Genomic DNA, 22,068 nt, shown 5'->3' with positions numbered 1-22,068 from the left:
TGTGCTTGGCCCCAACCCTGCTTGAGCTCAATTATAATGTTTCGCCTGTACCCAGAGGGTCGAAAATGGTACCTGCGCCTTCGGCTGCCGCAAAATCAGGATAGGAGCACGATTCTCAAAGTCCACACACGCAGTGCAGGACGTTCTGGCGGCCAGCGTCACCGAGTTGTACGCCTGCGCCGCGTCCTGGAGCGTGATATTGATCGTGACGAGAACCTGACCGCTACACCCCTGCGGTCCCCAGACATAGAAGACGTTATGTCCACTGATCGGCGGAGGCAGATGATAGTGCCCACCGAATTGCATGAGCGCAGCCGCCTCACCATAATTGGAGGTATAGATGCAGGCGACTCGCTGCTGATCTGGCGGCAGACTGTGATACACCTGCGCAATCAACGCCACCTGCTGCTCCCAACCAAAGCGATCCGCCAGGGATTGCGGCAACCCGTAGACATTGCCTGCCTGCTGATTTGCCCCTGCGCCGCTGCTACTCTTGCCATACACCTGTGCATACACAGCCGGTGGCAATACCGGCATTGCTAGCGGAGCCAGCAGGAGGCAACTGATGACCAGCACCATGGGATAGACCGCGACCCAGCGGCGTATGCGCACCCGCCATGCATCGATCAGCATCGCCCCACCAGCAAACAACGGTGGGTAAGCTGGAGCCAGAAAATAGGATTTTCCCTGAATCACGAGAAAAAGCACAAAAAGGATGAGGTATGCCCATCCGAAGACCCGATAGCGCGCCCCGCGGGCGGAGAAGAAGTACCACAATCCTGCACCCCACAGGAGCACCGAGAAAGGATTCATGACGAGGATCTGGTTGGGCAGGAAAGCGAAAGGCGACTCGCCAGCGCTATGATTTTTGGAATAGCCCGCCCAATACTGGAGCGAGGCCCAGCCACTCGTGGCATTCCAGAGCAGGAATGGCATAACGAGCGCGAAAGCAATCAGGCCCCCAAACAGCGTCCAGCGGGTGAAGAGCAAGCGACGTTGAGAGGAAAGCCCCAGCCCGACAATCAGGGCGAATCCCCAAAAGAGGATAGTCTCCTTGGTCAATAAGCCCAGGCCAGCCACCAAGCCGAACCAGAGCCAGCGCCGGGGCTTTTCATCTCGCAGCAGGAGGATAAGGATGGTAGCGCAAAGCGTCCACCAGAATTCATCGAAGACATCATAGCTATAGATCGAGCCGGTTCCCATCAGGACGAGGGCTGTCGCCGCTGCCAGGGCGGCAAGTCCCTGAACCCAACGCGTGCCGCCTATAAAACGGGCCATAAGCCCGGTCAGGATGATCGTCCCGGCGCAAACCAGCGCGGAGATCACATGGATGGCCCATAAAGCGTTGCCAGTAAGGAAGCGGGGTAGAGCCGTGATCCAGGGAACCAGCGGCGGGACATCCACATAGCCCAAGGCGGGGCGCTGGCTCATGGCCAGCACATAAAGTTCATCGCGGAAGTACCCGTAATTGCCCCCAACCAGGACATGGACCAGGAACGAGATGCCGGCGATAATCAGCACGGCAGGCGCGAGATCGGCGCGACGATACAGGGTGGTGATGCTGGCGCGCAGTGATGAAGCAACGGACATAATAATAGCTCCTTTGGGAAGAGAGAACAGTCCCCGCAATGCGAGCATGATGTATTATAAAGCCGCCTGAACACGCTCTCGGAGTATCATAGCGATCTTTTTCATTGAATTTTGATCAATTGATCGAAAGATATAGATCTACATCATTGTACCTCTCTTTCGTTGCATATGTCTAGCTTCATCCAAAATTATCTATTGAGAATTCACACACGATTCACATTTGGGAGTCTCATCATCACAATGAGCTCACAGAGTCTGAAGCAGCCTTCACCACATTGCGCGCAATAAACCTATCACAACGATAAATTTGATCCTATGAATAGTGTGAAAAGAGACACATCCACAATGTGGAATGGCCTATAGCATATACATCTCATCTCATGTATTCTCAAAGCAGACGAGGTACATTCCTATTGTATCCAGATCCTCTTATAATACGTATCATTAAATACATGAAAACAATTACATAAATATGCTATGCTCAAACTAAGGAAAATCATGAATACAGCAATCTTCTCAATACTCTTATCGGTTGGGGCGGCTCTTATCGGCTGGGTGTTTCGTGTTGCTAAGCTGGCTCAGCAACAGAGAAAAAGTGCGCAATGGCAATATAATATCCTGGGCTCTGCATGTGTGGGGCTATTAATTATGGGTATCGGGGTTATGGGCCTGCTCGCCTCTCTGCAATAACCCGCCTCTTACCATCTAATGTCAGAAAACATTATGCCTATAACACAATTCAAATTGGAATCCATAGCGGATAACATATCCTGAAGACATTCAGAAACCACCAATAGATCACCTCTTTTAAAGCTACCGTGAAAGTACCATACTTATGGTAGAATGATAGTTGCATCACATAAATAGAAAAGATGTGCTTAAAAGAGGAAATAAAACATGAGTATAGAACCATTCTCAATTGAAGTACCAGAGTCGGTACTAACCGATTTACGACGGCGCTTAGAAATGACGCGCTGGCCGGATGAGATTGAGGGGAGCGGCTGGGATTATGGGATGAATCTGGCGTATTTGCGTGAGCTGGTGGCATACTGGCTGGATAGCTTTGATTGGCGGGCGCAGGAGCAGTTGCTGAATTCATTTCCACAGTTTAAAGCCGAAGTGGATGGAATGGGTCTGCACTTTATCCATGCGAAGGGCCAGGGGCCTGATCCGCTGCCGCTGATTATCTCACATGGCTGGCCTGGCTCGTTTTTTGAGATGTATAAGATTATTGGGCCTTTGACGGATCCAGCCAACCACGGAGGCGATCCACAGGATTCCTTCGATGTGATTGTGCCCTCACTACCTGGCTATGGCTTCTCGGATCGGCCTGATATGCGTGGAGTGGATGTAAAGCGGGTCGCTGAACTGTTTATGCAATTGATGACACAGGAGCTGGGCTATGAGCGCTTCGGTGCGCAGGGCGGCGACTGGGGTAGCGCGATCTCGTTGCGGCTCGGTGAGGCGTATCCGGACAAGCTGATTGGTGTACATGTTAATATGCTGCCAGTCAAGTTAGAACCCAGCGAGGAGGAGCCATCTGAAGATGAGCAGCGCTGGCGTAAACAGCTCCAGCAATTTCAGAAGGATGGCGGCGGCTATAGTCATATTCAAGGCACACGGCCACAGACCCTGGCTTATGGCCTCAATGATTCCCCGGCGGGTCTGGCTGGATGGATAGTTGAGAAGTTTCGAGCCTGGAGCGATTGCCATAACGATATTGAGTGCGTGTTTAGTAAAGATGAACTACTCACAAACGTGATGATCTATTGGGTCACCCAGACGATTAATTCTTCAATGCGACTCTACTATGAAAATTCCCACTCTGATAGCGTTGTTGGTAGCAGGGTCGAAGTACCAACTGGAGTCGCCATCTTTCCACGCGAGATTATGATTCCACCCCAGGGTCTGGCATCACAACAGTATAATATTCAGCGCTGGGCAACCATGGGGGCAGGCGGCCATTTTGCTGCCCTGGAACAGCCAGCCGCCCTGGTTCACGAGATCCGAGCCTTTTTCCGTCAACTCCGGAAATAAAGCATTATAGCTTTAATCTACTCTCGTCTAGGTCACAATGGGCGCGTCGGTCGAGTATTTCTCGTAGAGGCGCTCAGTTACGATAGCTTTGAGCCGCAGGACGGTCTGGTAGATGTCCCGGTAGGTGGTGTAGAGCGGGGTAATGCCCAGACGGATATTGTCAGGTGCCCGGAAATCAGGCAGAACCTGCATATCGTTGATCAAGGCCAGATCAATGCGCAGTCCTTCTTGATGTCCGAGAGAGACATGTGAGCCGCGCTGTTGGGCCTCGCGTGGCGTCTTAAGGGTAAAACCAAGTGGTTCCAGTTCGCGCTGCCAGAGTTGGATCAGATAATTACTCTGCCGCAGGGATTTGGCACGTAGTTTGTCGATTCCTGCTTCCAGTAATAGCTCAACGCCTGGCTCGATCAAAGCTAAAGACATCATCGGGGGCGTACCCGTCAGGAAACGACGCAGTCCGGGTGCGGGCTGATAATCCAGCTTGAAATCAAACAGGTCGCGCTGTCCCATCCAGCCTGAGAGCGGGTTGAGCAGCTTTTCTTGCAGATCGCGGCGCACGTAGAGAAAGGCGGGCGCACCCGGGCCGCCGTTGAGGTATTTATAGGTGCAACCAATGGCCAGATCAGCGTTGGCAGCATGGAGATCTACAGGAACCGCACCAACTGAGTGACTGAGATCCCAGAGCACCAGGCTACCGGCGTCATGCGCTGCCGCAGTCAGAGCGGCCATATCATAAAGATAGCCACTTTTAAATACGGTATGGGACAACGTTAGCAGAGCGGTCTGCTCGCTTAAACGTGCCTGGAGCGCGGACACAGGACCATACACGCCATCGGCTGAGGGCATGATTTCAAGCTGATGCTGCTTGTCCAGTAGCTCGATTACCCCCTGCAAAATATACAGGTCCGAAGGAAAATTGAGATCGTCAGTCAGGATATGAGCACGGCCAGATTGTAAGCGCAGAGCGGCCATGACCAGCTTGAAAAGATTGATAGAGGTGGATTCTGCCACGATCACCTCATCCTCATGCGCTCCAATCAGGTGAGCAATCTTTGCACCAATACGCTCAGGAGCCGTGAACCAACCCTCATTCCAACTGCGGATCAGCCGTGTTCCCCATTGCTGATGGATCATATCAGTAGCCAGCTCGGTCGCAGCCATAGGCAAACGTCCCAGAGAATTCCCATCCATGTAGATCAGTTCATCCTCTGCGATCATAAAACGGTCACGAAAATGCCCCAGATCATCCTGGGCATCTAGCCTATCAGCATAGGCCAGATCGGTAGAAATCGTCATAGTTGTTGTATTCTTTCTATGAGATAGATACAAAGACATATGTCCCGCGTCAATGCTAAAGCTGTGAGCGAATAGCCCAGAGATCCGGGAAGATGGGCTTGAGTGTGGTTGCCAGATAGGATGCACCAGGCGAACCACCCGTACCAGCTTTGATACCAATGGTGCGCTCAACCATCTTCACATGTCGATAGCGCCATTCCTGCAGACCCTCATCAATATCGACCAGATTCTCACAAACATTACTGACAATTGGATCATGGCGATACGCCTCAATCAACAACGCCTGAATCTCAGCCGAAGGCTGGATGGATTGCGTCACATCCCGTTGCAGATGCTCCTGTGGCACATCATAGCCGTTCAAATGCAGATAATACAAAAAGGCGTCCCAGACCGTTGGCTGCTGATAGCGCTCATCGAGCCGCTGGCGGGCCTCTGGATCATCGGTACAATGCTCCAGAATATTCGCGCGCTTATAGCCGAGTGCAAACTCAAGCTCCCGAAATTGGGCCGATTGAAAACCGCTGGCAGTCTCTAGAAATCCTCGAAACGAGTTAAATTCCAGTGGAGTCAAAGTCTCTAAGACATCGAGTTGCGCCACCACCGTCTTCAGTATAGCCAGAATGCGGCGTGTTGTATGCGAGGCGCGGGCCGCTTCATTCTGCCGGAGCAGCTGCTGCATATATGTAATTTCATGCAATAATTCTTTAAACCAGAGTTCATAAACCTGATGGATAATAATAAAGAGTAACTCATCATGCTCGGGTCCCTGAGGTCCTGAACTTCTGGGCGTCTGTAGCCGCAACAACTCATTCACCCGCAGGTAGCTAGCATAATCCAAAGCTTTAGACATCGTAGTCCTGTTCTTTCTACTACACATACAAAATCCAGCTGTATGTGCGCTATAATATGCTTCGATTATAGCGCTAACTGCAACCATTGTGTTAAATTTTGATTATCATATGATAAATAACTATATTACTTTTCGCTGAAGTAATCAGAGTTAAATTTCTCTAATATGCACCCGATTCAGCTTCATCTGGCATCCTTACAAAGTGGTCACTAAAAATTATGTATATTTTACTTATCACTTGATAATTTTTTGGTCCTGATTTATATTGATAGAAGTAATTATACTGCTGTTTTTCCTAATGAACGACTTAGTGTGTGGAGAAGAGAATTGAAGGCTCACCAGGAGCCGTCACTCTTCTCAGGAGAAGATATGGTTACACGATGGCTACATGCGCTCACCGATAGCGCAACCGGCAGACGGGGTAAGTTTGTGACAATAGCGATCTGGTTGATTGTCGCGGTCGCGCTGGTGCTCACGGCACCTAAACTGGCCGATATTTATGACAATGGATCAACTCAGAATATACCATCTGATGCAAATTCTCAGGTGGCTCAACGACTTCTACTAGAAAAATTCCCTGGGAGTAAGGGCACGCCTGCAATTATAGTTTTTTATGATGAGAAAGGTTTGAGCGCGGACGATAAAGCCACCGCAAAAAAGGTCAGTGATTGGTTGGTATCCAGCCAGAAACCAGCCTCGGTGGATAAAGTGCTCTCTATTTTCACGGTCCCTCAAGCCGCTAGCCAGCTGGTCTCACAGGATGGCAAGACAATGACACTGATCGCCAACCTGACCGGTTCATCCTCGGACACCAAATTTCAAGACAGTGTCAAGCAAATAAGCAATCGTCTCAAGACAGATACAGCCAATACCAACGTCCAGGCATACGTCACCGGACCCGCCGGCGTCATCACTGACACGGTTCGCATCTTTGGCTCGGTCGATGTCAAGCTGCTCCTGGCCACCGTTGGGCTGGTCCTGGTGTTGTTGATCTTGCTGTATCGCTCACCGATCCTGGCATTCCTTCCCCTGATTGGTGTAGGCTGGGCCCTGCAAATTATCAACGCCATATTAGGTTTTGTCGGTAAAACAGGAGTCGTCGGTATCAGCCAGCAGGCCACCTCGATCATGACAGTACTCCTTTTCGGCGCTGGGACGGACTATTGTATCTTTATCGCTTCACGTTTCCGTGAGGAACTGGTTATCACCCAGGACAAACATGAGGCGATGCGTACAACCATGCGTGCGGTTGGTGAAGCCATTACATCCAGCGCCGGCACCGTCATCCTCGGTCTGCTAACACTCCTTTTTACCTATATTGGACTCTACTACAGCCTGGGACCTGCGCTGGTCATTGCGATCTTTGTCATGCTGATCGCTGGTCTGACACTGGTTCCCGCCCTGCTCGTCTGGTTGGGTCGCGCCGCTTACTGGCCCTTCTTACCTCGCTATAATCCTGCTCTGCATGAAGAAGAAGCGGCCAATCTCAAAGGCTTCTGGGGCAGCCTGGGCAAATGGACTGCCAGGCATCGCGTAGTGGCCGTGGTAGGCAGTACAGTATTCTTGATCATTCTGGCTCTTGGCAATATCGGCTCTGTGCCGACCTTTAACTTTTTGACCGCCTTCCGCGAGCCCACTGATTCGAGCAAAGGCTATGCGATCCTGCAAAAGCATTTTCCAGCTGGCACACTGGCACCAACGACAGTGCTGGTAAAACTCACTGGTACCGATGCTGACGCGTACAAGCAACTGGCAAAAATCGATGCTATCAATGTTGCCGCCCAGAAAGCTCCTGGAGTCGCCCAGGTACAGGGACCAACCCGACCAACGGGCAAGGATCCTCTGGTCGATCCAGCCAAACTTCAGAGCACCATCACCACTTTACCAGCACCATTGCGAGATGCGATCCGCTCTGGCAAACAAGCAAACATACCTTCCCAGCCTCCTACTGGTGGGCAACAACCGCCTACCACGGGCAAACCACCTGTCGGCGGACAGACTGGCAAGCCATCTACCGGGACTGGTGCCCAGCAGCCACCTACATATACCCCTGAACAGCTCGCATCCATTGGAGCCTTTGCGGCCAGCACACAGTATGTCTCAAAGGATAACAGCACCTTCCAGCTATCAGTGGTGCTGAAAGATGATCCCTATTCGTTGACCGCCATCAACAATATCACGCCGCTGCGAGACGCTTTAAATAAAGCCCTCAAGGACAACTTCCAGGGCGGCAATAGTCCTACAGCTAGCCTGTATCTGGCAGGACAAACATCACAGCTTTCAGATACATTGGGCTATAATCAGCATGACACCTATCTGGTCGTGCCGGCGGTTATCCTGCTGGTTGGTATCGTCCTGGCGCTCCTGCTACGCAGCTTGATTGCTCCAATCTACCTGCTGGCAGCCGTGACCCTGAACTTCCTGGCCTCCATTGGTATCTGTGCATTTTTCTTTGAACACATCGAGGGCCAGGACGGCTTTAGCTACGCCATCCCCCTCTATACCTTCATATTCCTCGTGGCCCTGGGAGCGGACTACACCATCTTCCTGATGTCGCGTGTCCGTGAAGAAGCCAAGCGACAAGGCATCGAAAAAGGAGTTCCATACGCCGTCTCACGCACAGGTGGAGTGATTACATCCGCAGGCCTCATCCTGGCCGGCACCTTCGGTGTCCTGATGACACTGCCCTTGAACATCCTCTACCAGCTCGGAGCCTGCGTCGCCGTTGGTATCCTGCTGGATACATTTATCGTACGCGGTCTCCTCGTTCCAGGCCTCGTCCTTATGCTCGGCAAATGGAACTGGTGGCCCGGTCGTCTGTAAACACAATCGTAGCGCCATCAACAATTAAAGCAAGGATTTGATACATACGATAAGCGCCCTCATTAGAGCAATGAGGGCGCTTATTCAGACATCACATGAATGATAAAATCACCTATGATCCTATAATCATTAACACATTCGGTATATTCAGAGAAGGCTACCAGCCTAGATAAACTTGACCAGGAATTGCTCCACATACCTGGCATAGGCAGCTGGATCAACATTGAATGAGATACCATGCCCCGCCTGGGGGACCATGGTTAGTTCTTTATAGGTAGGACAGGCTGCATACAGGCGGTGAGCCATGTCAGTCGGCACAAAGGTATCTTCTTCCCCGTGAATAAAATAGACTGGCAACTTCGTTTTCATAATTTGCTTCAGGCTGGATGCTTCACTAAAAGAGTAACCGGCACGCAATTTACAGACCAGGCTGGTCGTATAAATAATTGGAAACGGTGGCAGATGATACATACGCTTGCCTTGATAAGACAGGATATCCATGACGGAGGTATAGGCACAATCAGAGATCACACACTTGACCTGTGGGGGTAAGGGCTCACCACCAGTCATCACAACAGTGGCCGCACCCATCGATACACCATGCAGTGCAATCTCACAATCCTCGCCCAATCGCTGAATCAATAGATGAATCCATTTCAGATAATCCAATCGTTCATGCCAGCCAAAGCCAATATAATTACCCTCGCTCTCACCATGTCCACGCGCATCAGGCATCAGGACATTGTACCCAAACTCCTCATGATACATCTGGGCAAATGGTCCCATATTCAATTTCGCGCTACCACTATAACCATGGGCAATTATCACTGTTTTAGTGGTAGGACTAGGAGCTGGCAAATAAAAACCACACAGCAACAACCCATCCCCCGACTTCATCTCAATCCGCTCAAAAGGCTGCGACTCCACCCATGGCACATCCTGGACCGGTAGATCAGGCGCACTCCCCTGAGCCAGATCCGGATTATCCACCAGAAACGTCTTTGGTTGACGATAGATCGCCACACGATAAAAATAGAAACTTGCAATTGTCAGCAGTAACAAAATCACACACACTATAATCAAAAGAACAATACCAAAAGTTAACATGAAGAAAAGGCGCTCCTTTTATATATTAAAATATAAAAATATCCATCATTTTCGTCTATAAAATGCCAACCAACACCTACGTAAAAACGCTAGCAGTCGTAGTATAATCCATATTTCCAATTCCACCAAGAAATAAAGTGACGGTCCCATCTTTCCAGAGATTGGTGGACTTGATGCGAAGCTGTGTATCAAATCCAACAATCTTTAAATAAGCGAGCACCGTAACTACCAGATCACACACAAAAGAAGTAGCCCGTAGGCAAAAATGTCCAATACACCTCTCATTTAAGTTGTATTGTAAATCATCACAAGTATTGCATTCTACCTTATTATAGAGTATCTTAATATTAAATATATCTCTGCCCCATGAGCACTATACCACTTGTATTTATATAATCATAAAAAGAAAAGAACAAATAAGCATCCCAAGGAGTAAACTTCTATTATGACACTCATAGGCGAGTTAGTGGGTACTTATAGAGTACTTGCGGTTCCTTATCAAGATTCTTTCTGTGAACTTCTGAAGGCTGAACGAACAGCGACCGTATTACTAATTTTTTTACCTGGCGTAAAGATTGAAACACAGGAAGAAAAAAATGGATTCTTGAATCAAGCGGTTAGTATTATCCAACACAACGGCATCACTATTTCAGTCCTAAAAGCTGGTATTTCAAGTGGTCATCCCTATTTCGCCACAACCTATACCGATGAGGTACAACAGGTTTTGCTTGATTATATCAAGATGATCAGTCAGGCACTTCGCGTAACGCAGGGTCAACAGGGGAACAATCATGCTCGTTTCCAGATTCTTATGAGCATCCTGATCCAAACAACAAAACATGGGGCCAGGCCAGTGCGACCAGCGTTTAATGCGCAGACAAGACCAATGCAAGCAATATTTGACACACGAACAAAGCCGGTACAGGCTATAGCAGATCCTTATACGCGCCCAAAGCAAGATACACGTCCAAAACCAGATACACGTCCAAAACCAGTATCTGTACCAAATGACCTGAATAGCCGTCCGAAATCAGTCATATCTGCATCACGCCTTCAACCAATCATATCCTCATCAAGTCCCCGAGCAGAGCCATCCAGCGCTCAACTAGAGCCATCCAGCGCTCAACCAGAGACATTCAGCGCTCAACCAGAGACATTCAGCGCTCAACTAGAGACATTCAGCGCTCAACCAGAGACATTCAGCGCTCAAGCAATACCGTCCCGATCACAAAATCAACGCATTCAACAAGTCTCACTTCTATCACGCATTCAACGAGTTCCACTTCTATCACACATTCAACGAGTTCCACTTCTATCACACATACAAAGCATCCCACTTCTAGTGGGCATACGACCGCTGCGCAAGCCACTAAAAATCAAGTGGTGGCAACTAGGGATTATCGTTGCGCTCCTCCTTGCCATTCTGGTAGCATCAAGAACGGCACTGTATACATTTGTTCCAGCCGCCAGTGCGACGGTAACGGTGACGCCCGTCCAAAAGAAGTTGGATGAGAGCTATCCACTCTCCGTAGTAACGGATGCACAAAATGGTCTGATGTTCGTTGTAGGCCGGACGATTGTTTTCACCTCACCACAACGCACCCAGACAGTCAATGCCACAGGAAAAGTAGTGCGACCCGCAACCCAGGCGCGAGGTATCATCACACTGGCGCAAATTCATCTCACGACCATAAATCCTAGTGGAAATTTCCTGGCCATCTCATCTATAACAGATGCTCAGGGAAGAAACATCGTAACCGATGAAAAAGTTAAGCTCATAGATGGTGGCACGGTAACCATTAAAGCCCATGTAGAGCCGGCGGGGGCGGCTGGCAACATTCCGCCAAATGATATCAATGGTCCTATTCGTATCGTTGATGATAAAACCGAGGCACCGATCGGAACAGGCTATATCTTTAACGCTCAAAGTTTTAAGGGCGGTACTGACGCGCTAAACGACACCTATGTGCAACAAGCAGACATTAATAATGCCACTAGAACGCTCAGCAATCAATTAACACCAGGAGTCAAGGATCGCGTCCAGAAAGACATTGGTAAAGGTGAGAAGCCAGCTCAGGATATTCAATGTTCACCTAACACATTCGCCAATCATAAAGTCGGCGATAAAGTCGCAAACGTAGCTGTGCAAATCAGCGTTACCTGCAAGGTCCTGGTATATACAGACAAGATGTTGCATGACCAAGCGGTCAAAATATACCAAAGCCAGGGTAACAAGCGCCTAGGCAACGATTATGGTGTTATAGGAAACATGCTTATCAGCAAATCAGCGACGACCCGACGTAACATGTTCATCATGAGAGTACAAGGCATCTGGTCCTATCAATATACGCCTGATCGTTTGGAAGAGATCAAACGTCTGATCGCGGGCAAAAAGAGCCGGGATGCCTTACAAATCTTGCATGAGCGGAAAGAGATACAAAACGTAACCTTGATGACGACTGGCGGCCTTGGAAACACGGTTCCTACCTCATCCAACGATATAAAAATAGTCATTAGTAAAGTCACTGGCTTATAAGCCAACTTAACGCGATAAACAACTATCTAGCTTTCCATTCTCTATCTTGATTTGATAGAGGATGGAAACTATTTATGTTATATGTTGGATTTATTATAGATATAAACGTGATGGAATAAAACTATGCCAAAACGTCTGCTTGACCAGGTGCTAATCATCGATATAGAAGCGACCTGCTGGGAGGGTCCGCCTCCTGATGGTCAGGAAAATGAGATTATCGAGATAGGCCTCTGCCTGCTGGAAGTTGCCACGCGGCAGCGCCATAGCAAGCGCAGCATCCTTGTGCGCCCAGAGCATTCCACCGTCAGTCCTTTTTGTACGCAATTGACCGGCCTGACCCAGAAACAGGTAGAGGGAGGCATCTCCTTTCCTGAAGCATGCACACTACTACAGGATGAGTATTATGCGCAGCAGCGTGTCTGGGCCAGTTATGGCGACGCCGATCGTCTTTATTTTGAACGACAGTGTCGCCAACGCCAGATCGCGTATCCCTTTGGTCCCAAACATCTCAATATCAAGACACTTTTTGCGCTACAACATGCTCTGACCCGCGAGGTGGGTATGGCCCGTGCATTGCAAATTCAACAGATAGCACTAGAAGGAATCCATCACAGCGGGGCCGATGACGCCTGGAATATCGCAGCCCTCTTTGCAGCCCTACTGCAAAAAGAACCAACCAATCCTGGTAAGCTCCCATAGCAATAATTGTTTCCAATATTTGCATCCCAATGACGAAATGCAGTAATATTAAAGATATATAACTGATAGTACAAGCACAGTAAATAAAAGGTGGAGGAGCATATATGCCAGATATAGTAGGAGATTTCAGACACCAGATTGCGACATTGATGGCGCAAGTATTTGCTCTTGTGCAGGAATGTCCGCCGGGTCGCGTTACAACGTATGGTTGGTTGGGCAAGGCAGTAGGATATCCACGGGGCGCACGTATGATTGGTTTTCTGATGCATGAAGCCCCTGAGGGAGTACCGGCGCAACGCGTGATCAATAGTAAAGGCGAGCTAACAGGCAGTCGAGCCTTTGGCCAGATCGGTCGTATGCGCCAGTTGTTAGAGCAGGATGGCGTTACATTCCTTGAGGATGGGCGCGTCGACCTGAAGCGTTACAGTTGGGATCCAAATAGCGACCTGAGCGAAGATGAACGCCAGCAGATCCTGGCCAACGCAAGTTCCACAGCGATTGAACCCAGTCCTCGCCTGCTCACACTGCTACATACCGATCCAGCCTCACCATTCAAAATAAACGCATAAATACAGGAATCCAAAGCAGGATTTGAGTATGCGCATATCAACTGTGTATTACCTAAAGATCGACTATGTGTTATAATTCTAGCTGAATGGATGCATTAGGTAATACACAGCTTTTTTGGCTGAAGGAGTTTTGATGCCTCGACGTGCGCCTTATCGTTTGCTCTGGTCAGAACAGGTGAAACGGTATGAGCTAGTTGGAGCGGCCGATCAGGCGGCTCCAGATGATATGGTACCGGGCGAGGCTACCTGGTTCACCTGGCTGGATGGAGTGACCTCATTTGCTTTCCACAGTCGGTCGGGGATCAATTGTACGGTTCGCAAGGAGGTAATCCAGGGAAGCGGATCATACTGGTATGGTTATCGTTCATTACAGCAACGGACCGTGAAACGCTATCTTGGTCGGACCAGGGATCTCTCGCTGGCGCATTTAGAAAAGGTGGCCGAGAGCTTTGTAGCGGCGGTCAAGGTTCCCACCACTCCTGGCGCGTCGACTAAAACATTGATTGACACAAATGAACCTGTAGAGCCGCCTCCATTAGTAACACCCTTAGGGCCATTATTAGAATCCAAGTTACGACCTCCTCGTCTATCACACACGTTAATCGAACGTCCACGGCTCCACCAGCGACTGGATGCCTGGCAAGCCTACAAGCTCACACTCCTCAATGCACCAGCAGGTTTTGGCAAAACCACCCTGACAAAGTCCTGGTTAAATCAGCAACATAGCATAGCCGAAACGGCCTGGGTCTCCCTCGATACAGGCGATAATGATCCAATACGCTTCTGGCGCTATATCCTGGCAGCCTGTCAGGCCTGGTCTCATCCTCAGAGTCAACATGCACTCGCCTTATTGCTCTCTATATCCACACCGTCCTTGCAGCCAATTTCGCTGGAAACGGTTTTGACGGTATTTTTAAATCAAATAGCGCGACAGGATCAACAGCGTCTTTTGGTCCTGGAGGATTATCATGTCTTAACCGAGCCACGGATTCATGAGAGCTTCAATTTTCTACTGGCTCATCTCCCTGAAAATCTACACATTCTGCTAATAACGCGTCTGGAGCCACCTTTAGCGCTGGTACGGCTGCGCGCCAATGGCGAACTCAATGAACTCCAGACCAGCGAACTACGTTTCACCTATGCTGAAATGGTGGCTTTTCTGGAACGAACCCTGTCATTTCCACTCTCGGCAGAGACGTTGGAACGGCTTCACAGCCAGCTGGACGGTTGGGCAGCCGGACTACGTCTGCTCTCATTGTCCTTACAGGGTAAGCAAACCGACGAGCAGATTGAGCAGGCGCTGGCCAGCTTTCGAGGCAGCCAGCCATCGATCCGCAACTACTTTATAGGAGAGGTATTACAGGCTCAGACAGCAGATCTTCAAGATTTTTTGTTGCGCACAAGTATATTGACACGCCTGAGTCCGTCCCTTTGTGCAGCAGTTACCAACCGAACAGATAGCGCCACATTGCTGGAAACAATCGAGCAGGCTAACCTGTTTTTAGAGGCCCTGGACTGCACAGGCGAGTGGTATCGCTACCATGAACTTTTCGCGGAGGCGATGCAACATGAGGCTCAGCGTCGGTTGGGTGAAACGGCGCTTAAACAGCTCTATCAAGCGGCCAGCTTGTGGTTTGAAGAACATGGTTTGCTGGTAGAGGCGATTGAGGCGGCTTTCCACCTTGATCAAAGCGAACAGGTCGCACGGCTGATTGATCGCCACATTGAGGCACTGGGTTCCATCGATACACATGAGCATCATACCTTGCTACGCTGGCTTGAACGCTTACCACAAGAGGTATTGCGCCAGTTTCCGCTGCTCTGCTTTAGTTATGCGGTCACCATGATCTTTGGTCGTGATCAAAACACACAGCCAGAAGCGCCCCCCACCCGGTTTGAAGAGTTTTTGCAGCTAGCCGAGAATGGTTGGCGCGCCAGCAATAACCTGGTAGGATTAGGCAAAATTCTGGCCATGCGCGCCCTCCTTAGTTTCCAGCTAGGAAAGCGCAAAAATGCACGATCTCTGGCCGCACAGGCCCTTGAATGGTTGCCAGAAGATGATGCAACCTGGCGTAGTATGTGCTTGATGGTTATCGGCCTGGATGCGATGCAGATGGGCCAGTTTAAGCAAGCAGACCAGACACTCAAGCAAGTATACACACAATGGACCATCACCAATAACACAGATGCACGCGATGGCATAACCGTGCTTCTAGGTCTGCTCAGCGTCGAGCAAGGTGATTTACAGCAGGCCAGTAATTATTACCGTAAGCTAATAGGCCAGCCTAAACGATCAGACCAGCAGTCAGCCGCGGCCGCAGCCCACCTGGGACTGACCTATGTCTATTATGAATGGAATATGCTAGAGGAAGCCGCACAACAATTACAGGAAGGATTACGTCTGGCAGAAGTTTTTACTGAAATTCCCCGTGACCTTCTTGTAACTATGAGCGATCTAATGCAAGCCCTGCTACAACATAGTCGTGGAGAGACACAGTTGGCCTTACAATACCTGACGACCCGGCTCAGGTACAAACAAGATGATGCCATGAGCAATCCATTTTATGCCTACATGCAGCATGAAATAATCTCCTGGATCGTGCGCCTCTCCCTACTTATTGGCGACCAGGCTACTGGGGAAGAATGGATAAATGAGTTAACAAATCAACATAATCGCTCTATCTCTCCCTCTATCATTCCCCTATTGGATGCACCTGCTGATGCAGTAATTGTAGAGGCACCACTCACAGATGACTACCAGCCATTGCAGGAAAATGGCCCGGTAGCGATTGCATTACAAGAGGAGAAAGCCTTGCTGGAGGCTCGTCTCTATTTAGCTCAGGGTCAGGCGGAAACGGCGCTCAAACTGCTTAATGCTCTCCTTCCAGCCGCCCACGAAGCTGGACGAGGACACCATACGCTCCAGATACGATTATTATTAGCCCAGGCCTATAGCGCACGCAAACAGGTATGCGAGTCACGTGAGGTTCTACTGGCTGCGCTCAAACAGGCCCAGACCGCAGGCTATCAACGACTCATCCTGGATGAGGGAGATCAACTATTTCTGCTGCTACGCGACCTCTTGCCAGAGTTACCTAAACAGTCACTGCGTAGCTATGTGCAGTCGCTGCTACGCTCCTTTGCCCAGCAGCGCCAGAAGACCACCGTTACAGCGGTCATCTCTACTATCTTTGAACCCCTCTCAAAACGCGAACAAAAAGTGCTACGCCTCCTGATCGCTGGCCATTCGAATCCAGAGATCGCGCGCGAATTGATTGTGTCCGTTAATACTATACGCACCCAGATTCAGAGTATTTATCGTAAACTCCAGGTCAACAACCGCCAGGCCGCCAGTGAGGTAGCACGCGAACTCAACTTACTGTAGAGTGGATGAGAACCTCTTCTTTTTCAGCTAGCGCAGAAAATCACCCTCCCATTCATGCAAGCAGATGATGCAAACTCATCCTGTCTGACACTACACTATAAACAGCAACAAAACAAAAACTACTGGCTAATCAGTGTAAGCAACACGCACAATTCCTTCTGCATTGCCTATAAAAAAAAGAGTATAGAAGCGAAAGGACAGGCCGATGACTACAGATATCCAGCAAGCAGACTATAGCAAAGAACATAATATTATGGTCCCGATGCGTGATGGCGTGCGTCTGGCTACCGATGTTTACCGTCCCAAACAAGATGGGCAGTGGCCGGTACTATTAACGCGGGTGCCATATAGTAAAGATGTGCGTGTCGGCGAGGATCGCGCAAAGTATCTCTTTTTAGAGATGGATCTGGATCTCACGCGAGCGATACAGGCGGGCTATGTAGTGGTGATACAGGATACACGCGGGACATTTGCCTCAGAGGGCGAGTTTGTCCCATTCAGGGATGAGGCCAATGATGGCGTCGATACCATCGCCTGGATAGCCAGTCAACCCTGGTCAACAGGACAGGTTGGCATGTTTGGTGTGTCTTATCAGGGACAGACACAGTGGCAAGCAGCCAGTCAACAGCCAGAGGCCTTACGCGCCATCGCTCCCTGTCAGGCACCAGAGTCACATGTATTCCCTGCTTACGAGAAGGGAGCGTTTCAATTAAGCATTGTGCTGGGCTGGACGCTCACCCATGATTTAGCCGGAAATATCGAGCAACTTATCAGCCAGGGACAATTCACCCAGGAAAAGATGCTGGAAATCATAACCCCCATACGTAATCTGGATCAATGGTATCAACATATCCCACTCACCAGTGTGCCCTTGCCTGAAGAAAAGGCGGCAAACTATCTGGATTGGTTGCGGCGGCCACCTTATGATCAGTACTGGCATCAAATGGATGCGGAGCAGATCTATGAACGCATTCAGATTCCCATGCTTATCATTGCTGGCTGGAACGATTACTTTTTGAATAAAGATCTGGCTCATTATCAGGCGATGAAGCGCCATGGCGGCAGCGAGCTAGCACGCCAGCAGACGCGCATCGTGATTGGCCCCTGGTCGCATGGCTACTTTACCGGCACATTTCCTGAGCGCAACTATGGGCCTGCAGCCAGCGCTGAAGCTGTCGACCTGACAGGAATACAGCTACGCTGGTTTGATCGCTGGTTGAAAGGGATTGACACGCAGCACGAACAGGAGGCGCCGATCTTGCTGTTTGTAATGGGGCTGGACGAATGGCGCACAGAAGCTGAGTGGCCTCTGCCAGACACGCATTATCGTCGTTTCTACCTGCATAGTGCTGGCCATGCCAATAGCTCGGCGGGAGATGGCCTGCTCTCAAGCGAGCAACCTGGAGATGAGCCAGAGGACAACTATCAGTACGATCCACATCATCCAGTACCATCCAAAGGCGGCTCTATCTACCTGTTAGGCGATGATGTGCCATTTGAACAAAGTCAGCTCGAAGAGCGGGCAGATGTCCTATGTTATACCACACCTATATTGGAGCAAGCAGTCGAGGTCACTGGTCCTATCGAACTGGTGCTCTCGGTAGCTTCATCAGTTCCTGATACTGACTTTACTGGCAAACTGGTGGATGTTTATCCCGATGGTCGGGCGATTCACCTGACCGATGGGATTTTACGTGCCCGCTATCGCGAAGCAATCGACAAACCAACCATGATGGAACCTGAGCAGATCTATCAGTTGCAGATAGATTTGGGAGCCACTTGCAACCTCTTCAAGGCTGACCATCGCATACGTCTGGAAGTCTCTAGCAGCAATTTCCCGGTCTTTGATCGCAATACCAATACAGGTGGCGACCTGATTAATGAACACGCAGAAGATTTCAAAATTGCTGCTAATCGCATCTATCATAATAGCAGCCATCCATCCTATCTGGTCTTACCACTGATTGAACGAGATAAGCAATAAAACGCTCAGCATTACGAGAAAAACAGATAGCAAGCATATGCAAAATCGCCATTGATAGCAGAAAGGATTACGATAACGTGTCACAAAATAGTTTAGTCATCCCAGAGATTATTAGCAAGCAGGCAGTGGTGACAACACCTATTATTCGTGTAGATAAGCTGGTCAAGCGCTATAAAAAGGCGGAGAAAAACGCCGTTGATCAGATTTCATTGGAGGTTCCGGCTGGTACGCTCTTTGCGCTACTGGGACCCAATGGCGCAGGCAAGACGACTGCGATCTCTATCCTGACCACAACTCTGGCCGCGACCTCTGGCACGGTCCAGATCGCGGGCTATGATCTGGCCACGCAGGCACATTTAGTCCGGCGCAAGATCGGCATCATCTTCCAGCGTCCCAGCCTGGACCTTAATCTGACCGCCGAGGAGAATATTCGCCTGCATGTTAACCTGTATGGCCTCTATCCCTATCGGCCAGCCTTTCGCTGGATGCCGCGTGCTTACCGTACACAGGTACAGGAAATGGCAGCGCTACTCGAAATCGAAGAAAGCCTCTTCAAGCCAGTCAAGACCTTCTCTGGAGGCATGAAGCGCAAATTGGAAATTGTGCGCAGCCTGCTCCATCGGCCAGAAGTGCTGTTTCTGGATGAACCAACTACCGGCCTGGACCCTGCCAGCCGCCGCAGTCTCTGGGACCATCTACGCCGGGTACGCGCGGAGAGCGGCACCACGGTCTTTCTGACTACCCATTATCTAGAGGAGGCAGAAGGGGCCGATCAGGTCTGTATCATGAATCATGGACGTATCATCAGCGCCGGCACCCCGCAGCAGATCAAGGCTGACCTGGCTCCATCTACCCTCACAATCAACGCAGAGGACCGGGATCGGCTGCGTGCTGAACTACAACGGTTGGGGCAACCATTTAAAGATGGTCCACAGTTCGCACTGGACATCGAGAACGAGCAGGTTCATCAGCTTCTACAACAGATTCAAACGCCACTCAACCTGGTTCAGACCAGCGCACTTTCATTGGAAGATGCCTACTTACGCATTATTCAACAAGATTAATGCTACATAAACACATGGAGATACACATATTATGCAGAACACGCTCAGTCAGCATTCAACTGCTCACGCAAAGCGCATCAATATTACCTGGAATGCGCTAGTAACTATTGCTGCACGCGATGTCACGCGCTTCTTGCGCGACCCTATGCGCCTGCTCTTTACATTCATCCTGCCTATTATTATGGTCGGCGGCCTGGCAGCCCCCTTGCAAAGCAACTTTGGAGGGGCGGCAGGATTCAATCTGATGACCTTCAGTATAACTGGACTGCTGGCAATGTCGCTCTTCCAAAGCTCAATGCTCGGTCTGGTCTCGCTCCTTGAGGATCGCACCAGCGACTTCAGCCAGGAGATGTTTATCGCGCCCATCTCACGTTATGCGATCATCTTTGGGAAGATCCTGGGTGAAGCACTGGTCGCGCTGGTACAGGGCTTTGTCCTGGTGCTCATGGGCTTGCTTATCTTTAAGGTCCCCATATCAGCAACAAGCTTGCTCTTGCTTCTCCCCGTTTCTCTAATCGTTTGCCTGTTTGGAGGTGCATTTGGAGTCCTACTCATCTCACTGTTCAACAGTCAGCGCACCGCTAACATGGTCATGCCCTTTATACTATTCCCACAGATCTTTCTATCAGGAGTCTTTCTACCACTACGTAACATGCCATGGTACCTGGACATCTTATCGAAAATCATGCCAATGCGCTATGTCGTTGACCTCACCCGTGCTATATTCTACCTCGGACGCCCCGAGTATAAGCAGATCATACTACTAAATCCATTGGTCAACCTGCTTATCACTGCCATCCTGTTCATCATCTTCCTTGTCAGCGGCACCATTCTCTTTGTACGCAGTGAACACAACCGTTAATATACATAAGAGAAATCAAAAACGAGCAAGATTACGAGCACTGGCCACATCATCTAGAAACTTCATCACGACCAGCGTTGTGGCCCGGACAAAGGTGTTGTCCTGGCCGCTACCCATAGCAGGCACTGTAGCAAAGCGTCCATAGACATCCTCTTTAATAACACTGGCTAATTGCATAGAGGTTAGATAATTGCTATAAGCCAGCATCAGATGCGGTTGAGCTCCCATTAGATACTGAGTGGATGGTAAACGATCGCGCTTCTTGTGAGAATTAAAGGAAGGATCGGCGGGGACGAGATTCCACAATTCGTTGATCGGATAAACTGATAGTGGTAACAGGTGATCCAGGTCGTACTTCACACCTGAGCGAATCGCTTTTTTAGACCAGGGGCAGACAAATTCTTTGCCTTCTAATAGAAGAATGTCAATGTGATTGCGCTCCCAACTCAGAGGACGTCGATTATCAGGTCGATCCACCAGTAGACTATAGATGTGGCCACGATCCACCGCATCATCAGGCTGCACGCGCTCTGAGAAGAGGCACCACTCATGGATGCACAGCGCCTCAATCCAGAGCGACATCTCACGAAACGTCTGCCAGAGATCTGCCTTGATGACCACACATAGATCCTCTGGACATGTGCCAGGAAGAGCAACCACCTGACCGGCCAGCACCTTATAGCGGGCTGGACGCGCAAAGATGCTCCATTCACCAGGACCTGCATGCCGAATTGGATTATCCAGAACCGCACAGATCGCTTTAATTGCCAGTTCATACTGCTGCAACAACTCAGGAGAATACTGCTGCCGCTTGCGTGTAAGCTTCATCTCACCGATCATGAAAAAACCATCGGATGGCCTGGCAGGTAGCTGGCTAGAACGCTCCCACTCCTGCCGTAAGCGTGTCAGAGCACCTCGAAAAGCTACATCACTATTCATACCCTGAGCACGCTGCGAGCGTCGCCCCTGCCAGATCGGTTGCTGCTCAGCCATAAAAGGCCAATAATACGCCACCCAATAACGCGCCAGCTCGCGTAGCGGCACCACCACATCCTGACGATATGTATAGAGATCCGGAAAAGAGAGCACCAGATCATTTATTGCCCGCAACAAAGCAATCTTATAACTCGTCACCTTCGTATCATGACGCAGAATCGTACTGATAACACTGCCCGGTAACTGAAATGCTAGAGGCTTTTCCGTCTGCATATACACATCTCATTACTAACATCTACAAATAGAAAGCATGCCCCACCCCTTCCACTC

The 22,068-nt window shown here is 49.8% G+C and carries 15 protein-coding genes; 10 read left to right on the top strand and 5 right to left on the bottom strand.

What is annotated here, in order from left to right; translation table 11 throughout:
- Positions 1–27: 27 nt before the first annotated feature.
- Positions 28–1,590 carry an ArnT family glycosyltransferase gene (locus EL633_RS33060; RefSeq protein WP_161982653.1) on the bottom strand — a complete coding sequence of 521 codons (1,563 nt, stop codon included), beginning with the start codon at positions 1,588–1,590 and terminating at the stop codon, positions 28–30.
- 498 nt (positions 1,591–2,088) lie between these two features.
- Between EL633_RS33060 and EL633_RS33055 the strand changes: the two genes are divergently transcribed.
- Entirely contained in the window at positions 2,089–2,280 is a 192-nt protein-coding gene (locus EL633_RS33055; protein WP_126631467.1) for a hypothetical protein, read from the top strand.
- Between the two features lie 207 nt (positions 2,281–2,487).
- Positions 2,488–3,627, top strand: coding sequence for an epoxide hydrolase family protein (locus EL633_RS33050; protein ID WP_126631466.1), 1,140 nt, complete (start codon positions 2,488–2,490; stop codon positions 3,625–3,627).
- A gap of 27 nt (positions 3,628–3,654) precedes the next feature.
- On the opposite strand, the gene kynU is transcribed toward EL633_RS33050, so the two are convergent.
- Both kynU and EL633_RS33040 read right to left on the bottom strand, forming a co-directional pair.
- The gene (kynU, locus tag EL633_RS33045) at positions 3,655–4,923 is read right to left on the bottom strand and encodes a kynureninase (RefSeq protein ID WP_126631465.1); all 1,269 of its coding nucleotides are present in this window, start codon (positions 4,921–4,923) and stop codon (positions 3,655–3,657) included.
- Positions 4,924–4,978: 55 nt separating this feature from the next.
- Positions 4,979–5,773: a tryptophan 2,3-dioxygenase gene (locus EL633_RS33040; RefSeq protein ID WP_126631464.1), complete on the bottom strand. Its 795-nt coding sequence runs from the start codon at positions 5,771–5,773 to the stop codon at positions 4,979–4,981.
- Between the two features lie 369 nt (positions 5,774–6,142).
- Here EL633_RS33040 and EL633_RS33035 point away from each other — a divergent pair, with 369 nt between their 5' ends.
- Positions 6,143–8,596: an MMPL family transporter gene (locus EL633_RS33035; RefSeq protein ID WP_126631463.1), complete on the top strand. Its 2,454-nt coding sequence runs from the start codon at positions 6,143–6,145 to the stop codon at positions 8,594–8,596.
- Positions 8,597–8,761: 165 nt separating this feature from the next.
- Here the strand turns inward: EL633_RS33035 and EL633_RS33030 are convergent, their stop codons facing one another.
- On the bottom strand, positions 8,762–9,703 hold the full coding sequence (locus EL633_RS33030; protein WP_126631462.1) for an alpha/beta hydrolase: 942 nt from the start codon (positions 9,701–9,703) through the stop codon (positions 8,762–8,764).
- Between the two features lie 445 nt (positions 9,704–10,148).
- Here EL633_RS33030 and EL633_RS33025 point away from each other — a divergent pair, with 445 nt between their 5' ends.
- The 7 genes from EL633_RS33025 (at position 10,149) to EL633_RS32995 (ending at position 20,802) form a co-directional block, all read left to right on the top strand.
- Positions 10,149–12,239, top strand: coding sequence for a baseplate J/gp47 family protein (locus tag EL633_RS33025; RefSeq protein ID WP_126631461.1), 2,091 nt, complete (start codon positions 10,149–10,151; stop codon positions 12,237–12,239).
- A gap of 123 nt (positions 12,240–12,362) precedes the next feature.
- Positions 12,363–12,938 (top strand): 3'-5' exonuclease, encoded by a 576-nt coding sequence (locus EL633_RS33020; protein WP_126631460.1) that lies wholly within the window; start codon positions 12,363–12,365, stop codon positions 12,936–12,938.
- Between the two features lie 104 nt (positions 12,939–13,042).
- Positions 13,043–13,507 carry an MGMT family protein gene (locus tag EL633_RS33015; protein ID WP_218027631.1) on the top strand — a complete coding sequence of 155 codons (465 nt, stop codon included), beginning with the start codon at positions 13,043–13,045 and terminating at the stop codon, positions 13,505–13,507.
- Between the two features lie 133 nt (positions 13,508–13,640).
- Positions 13,641–16,892 carry a winged helix-turn-helix domain-containing protein gene (locus EL633_RS33010; RefSeq protein ID WP_126631459.1) on the top strand — a complete coding sequence of 1,084 codons (3,252 nt, stop codon included), beginning with the start codon at positions 13,641–13,643 and terminating at the stop codon, positions 16,890–16,892.
- Positions 16,893–17,097: 205 nt separating this feature from the next.
- Positions 17,098–18,876: a CocE/NonD family hydrolase gene (locus EL633_RS33005; RefSeq protein ID WP_126631458.1), complete on the top strand. Its 1,779-nt coding sequence runs from the start codon at positions 17,098–17,100 to the stop codon at positions 18,874–18,876.
- A 77-nt stretch (positions 18,877–18,953) separates the two neighbouring features.
- Complete coding sequence (locus EL633_RS33000) at positions 18,954–19,940, top strand: ABC transporter ATP-binding protein (RefSeq protein WP_218027630.1); 987 nt, start codon at positions 18,954–18,956, stop codon at positions 19,938–19,940.
- A 31-nt stretch (positions 19,941–19,971) separates the two neighbouring features.
- Entirely contained in the window at positions 19,972–20,802 is an 831-nt protein-coding gene (locus tag EL633_RS32995) for an ABC transporter permease (protein ID WP_126631457.1), read from the top strand.
- Between the two features lie 15 nt (positions 20,803–20,817).
- Here EL633_RS32995 and EL633_RS32990 read toward each other — a convergent pair whose 3' ends face one another.
- Entirely contained in the window at positions 20,818–22,011 is a 1,194-nt protein-coding gene (locus tag EL633_RS32990; protein ID WP_126631456.1) for a DUF8808 domain-containing protein, read from the bottom strand.
- Between the last annotated feature and the right edge of the window lie 57 nt (positions 22,012–22,068).

It is taken from the genome of Dictyobacter alpinus (assembly GCF_003967575.1).
GTDB lineage: Bacteria > Chloroflexota > Ktedonobacteria > Ktedonobacterales > Ktedonobacteraceae > Dictyobacter > Dictyobacter alpinus.
This window is presented reverse-complemented; position numbering and strand designations above follow the sequence as displayed.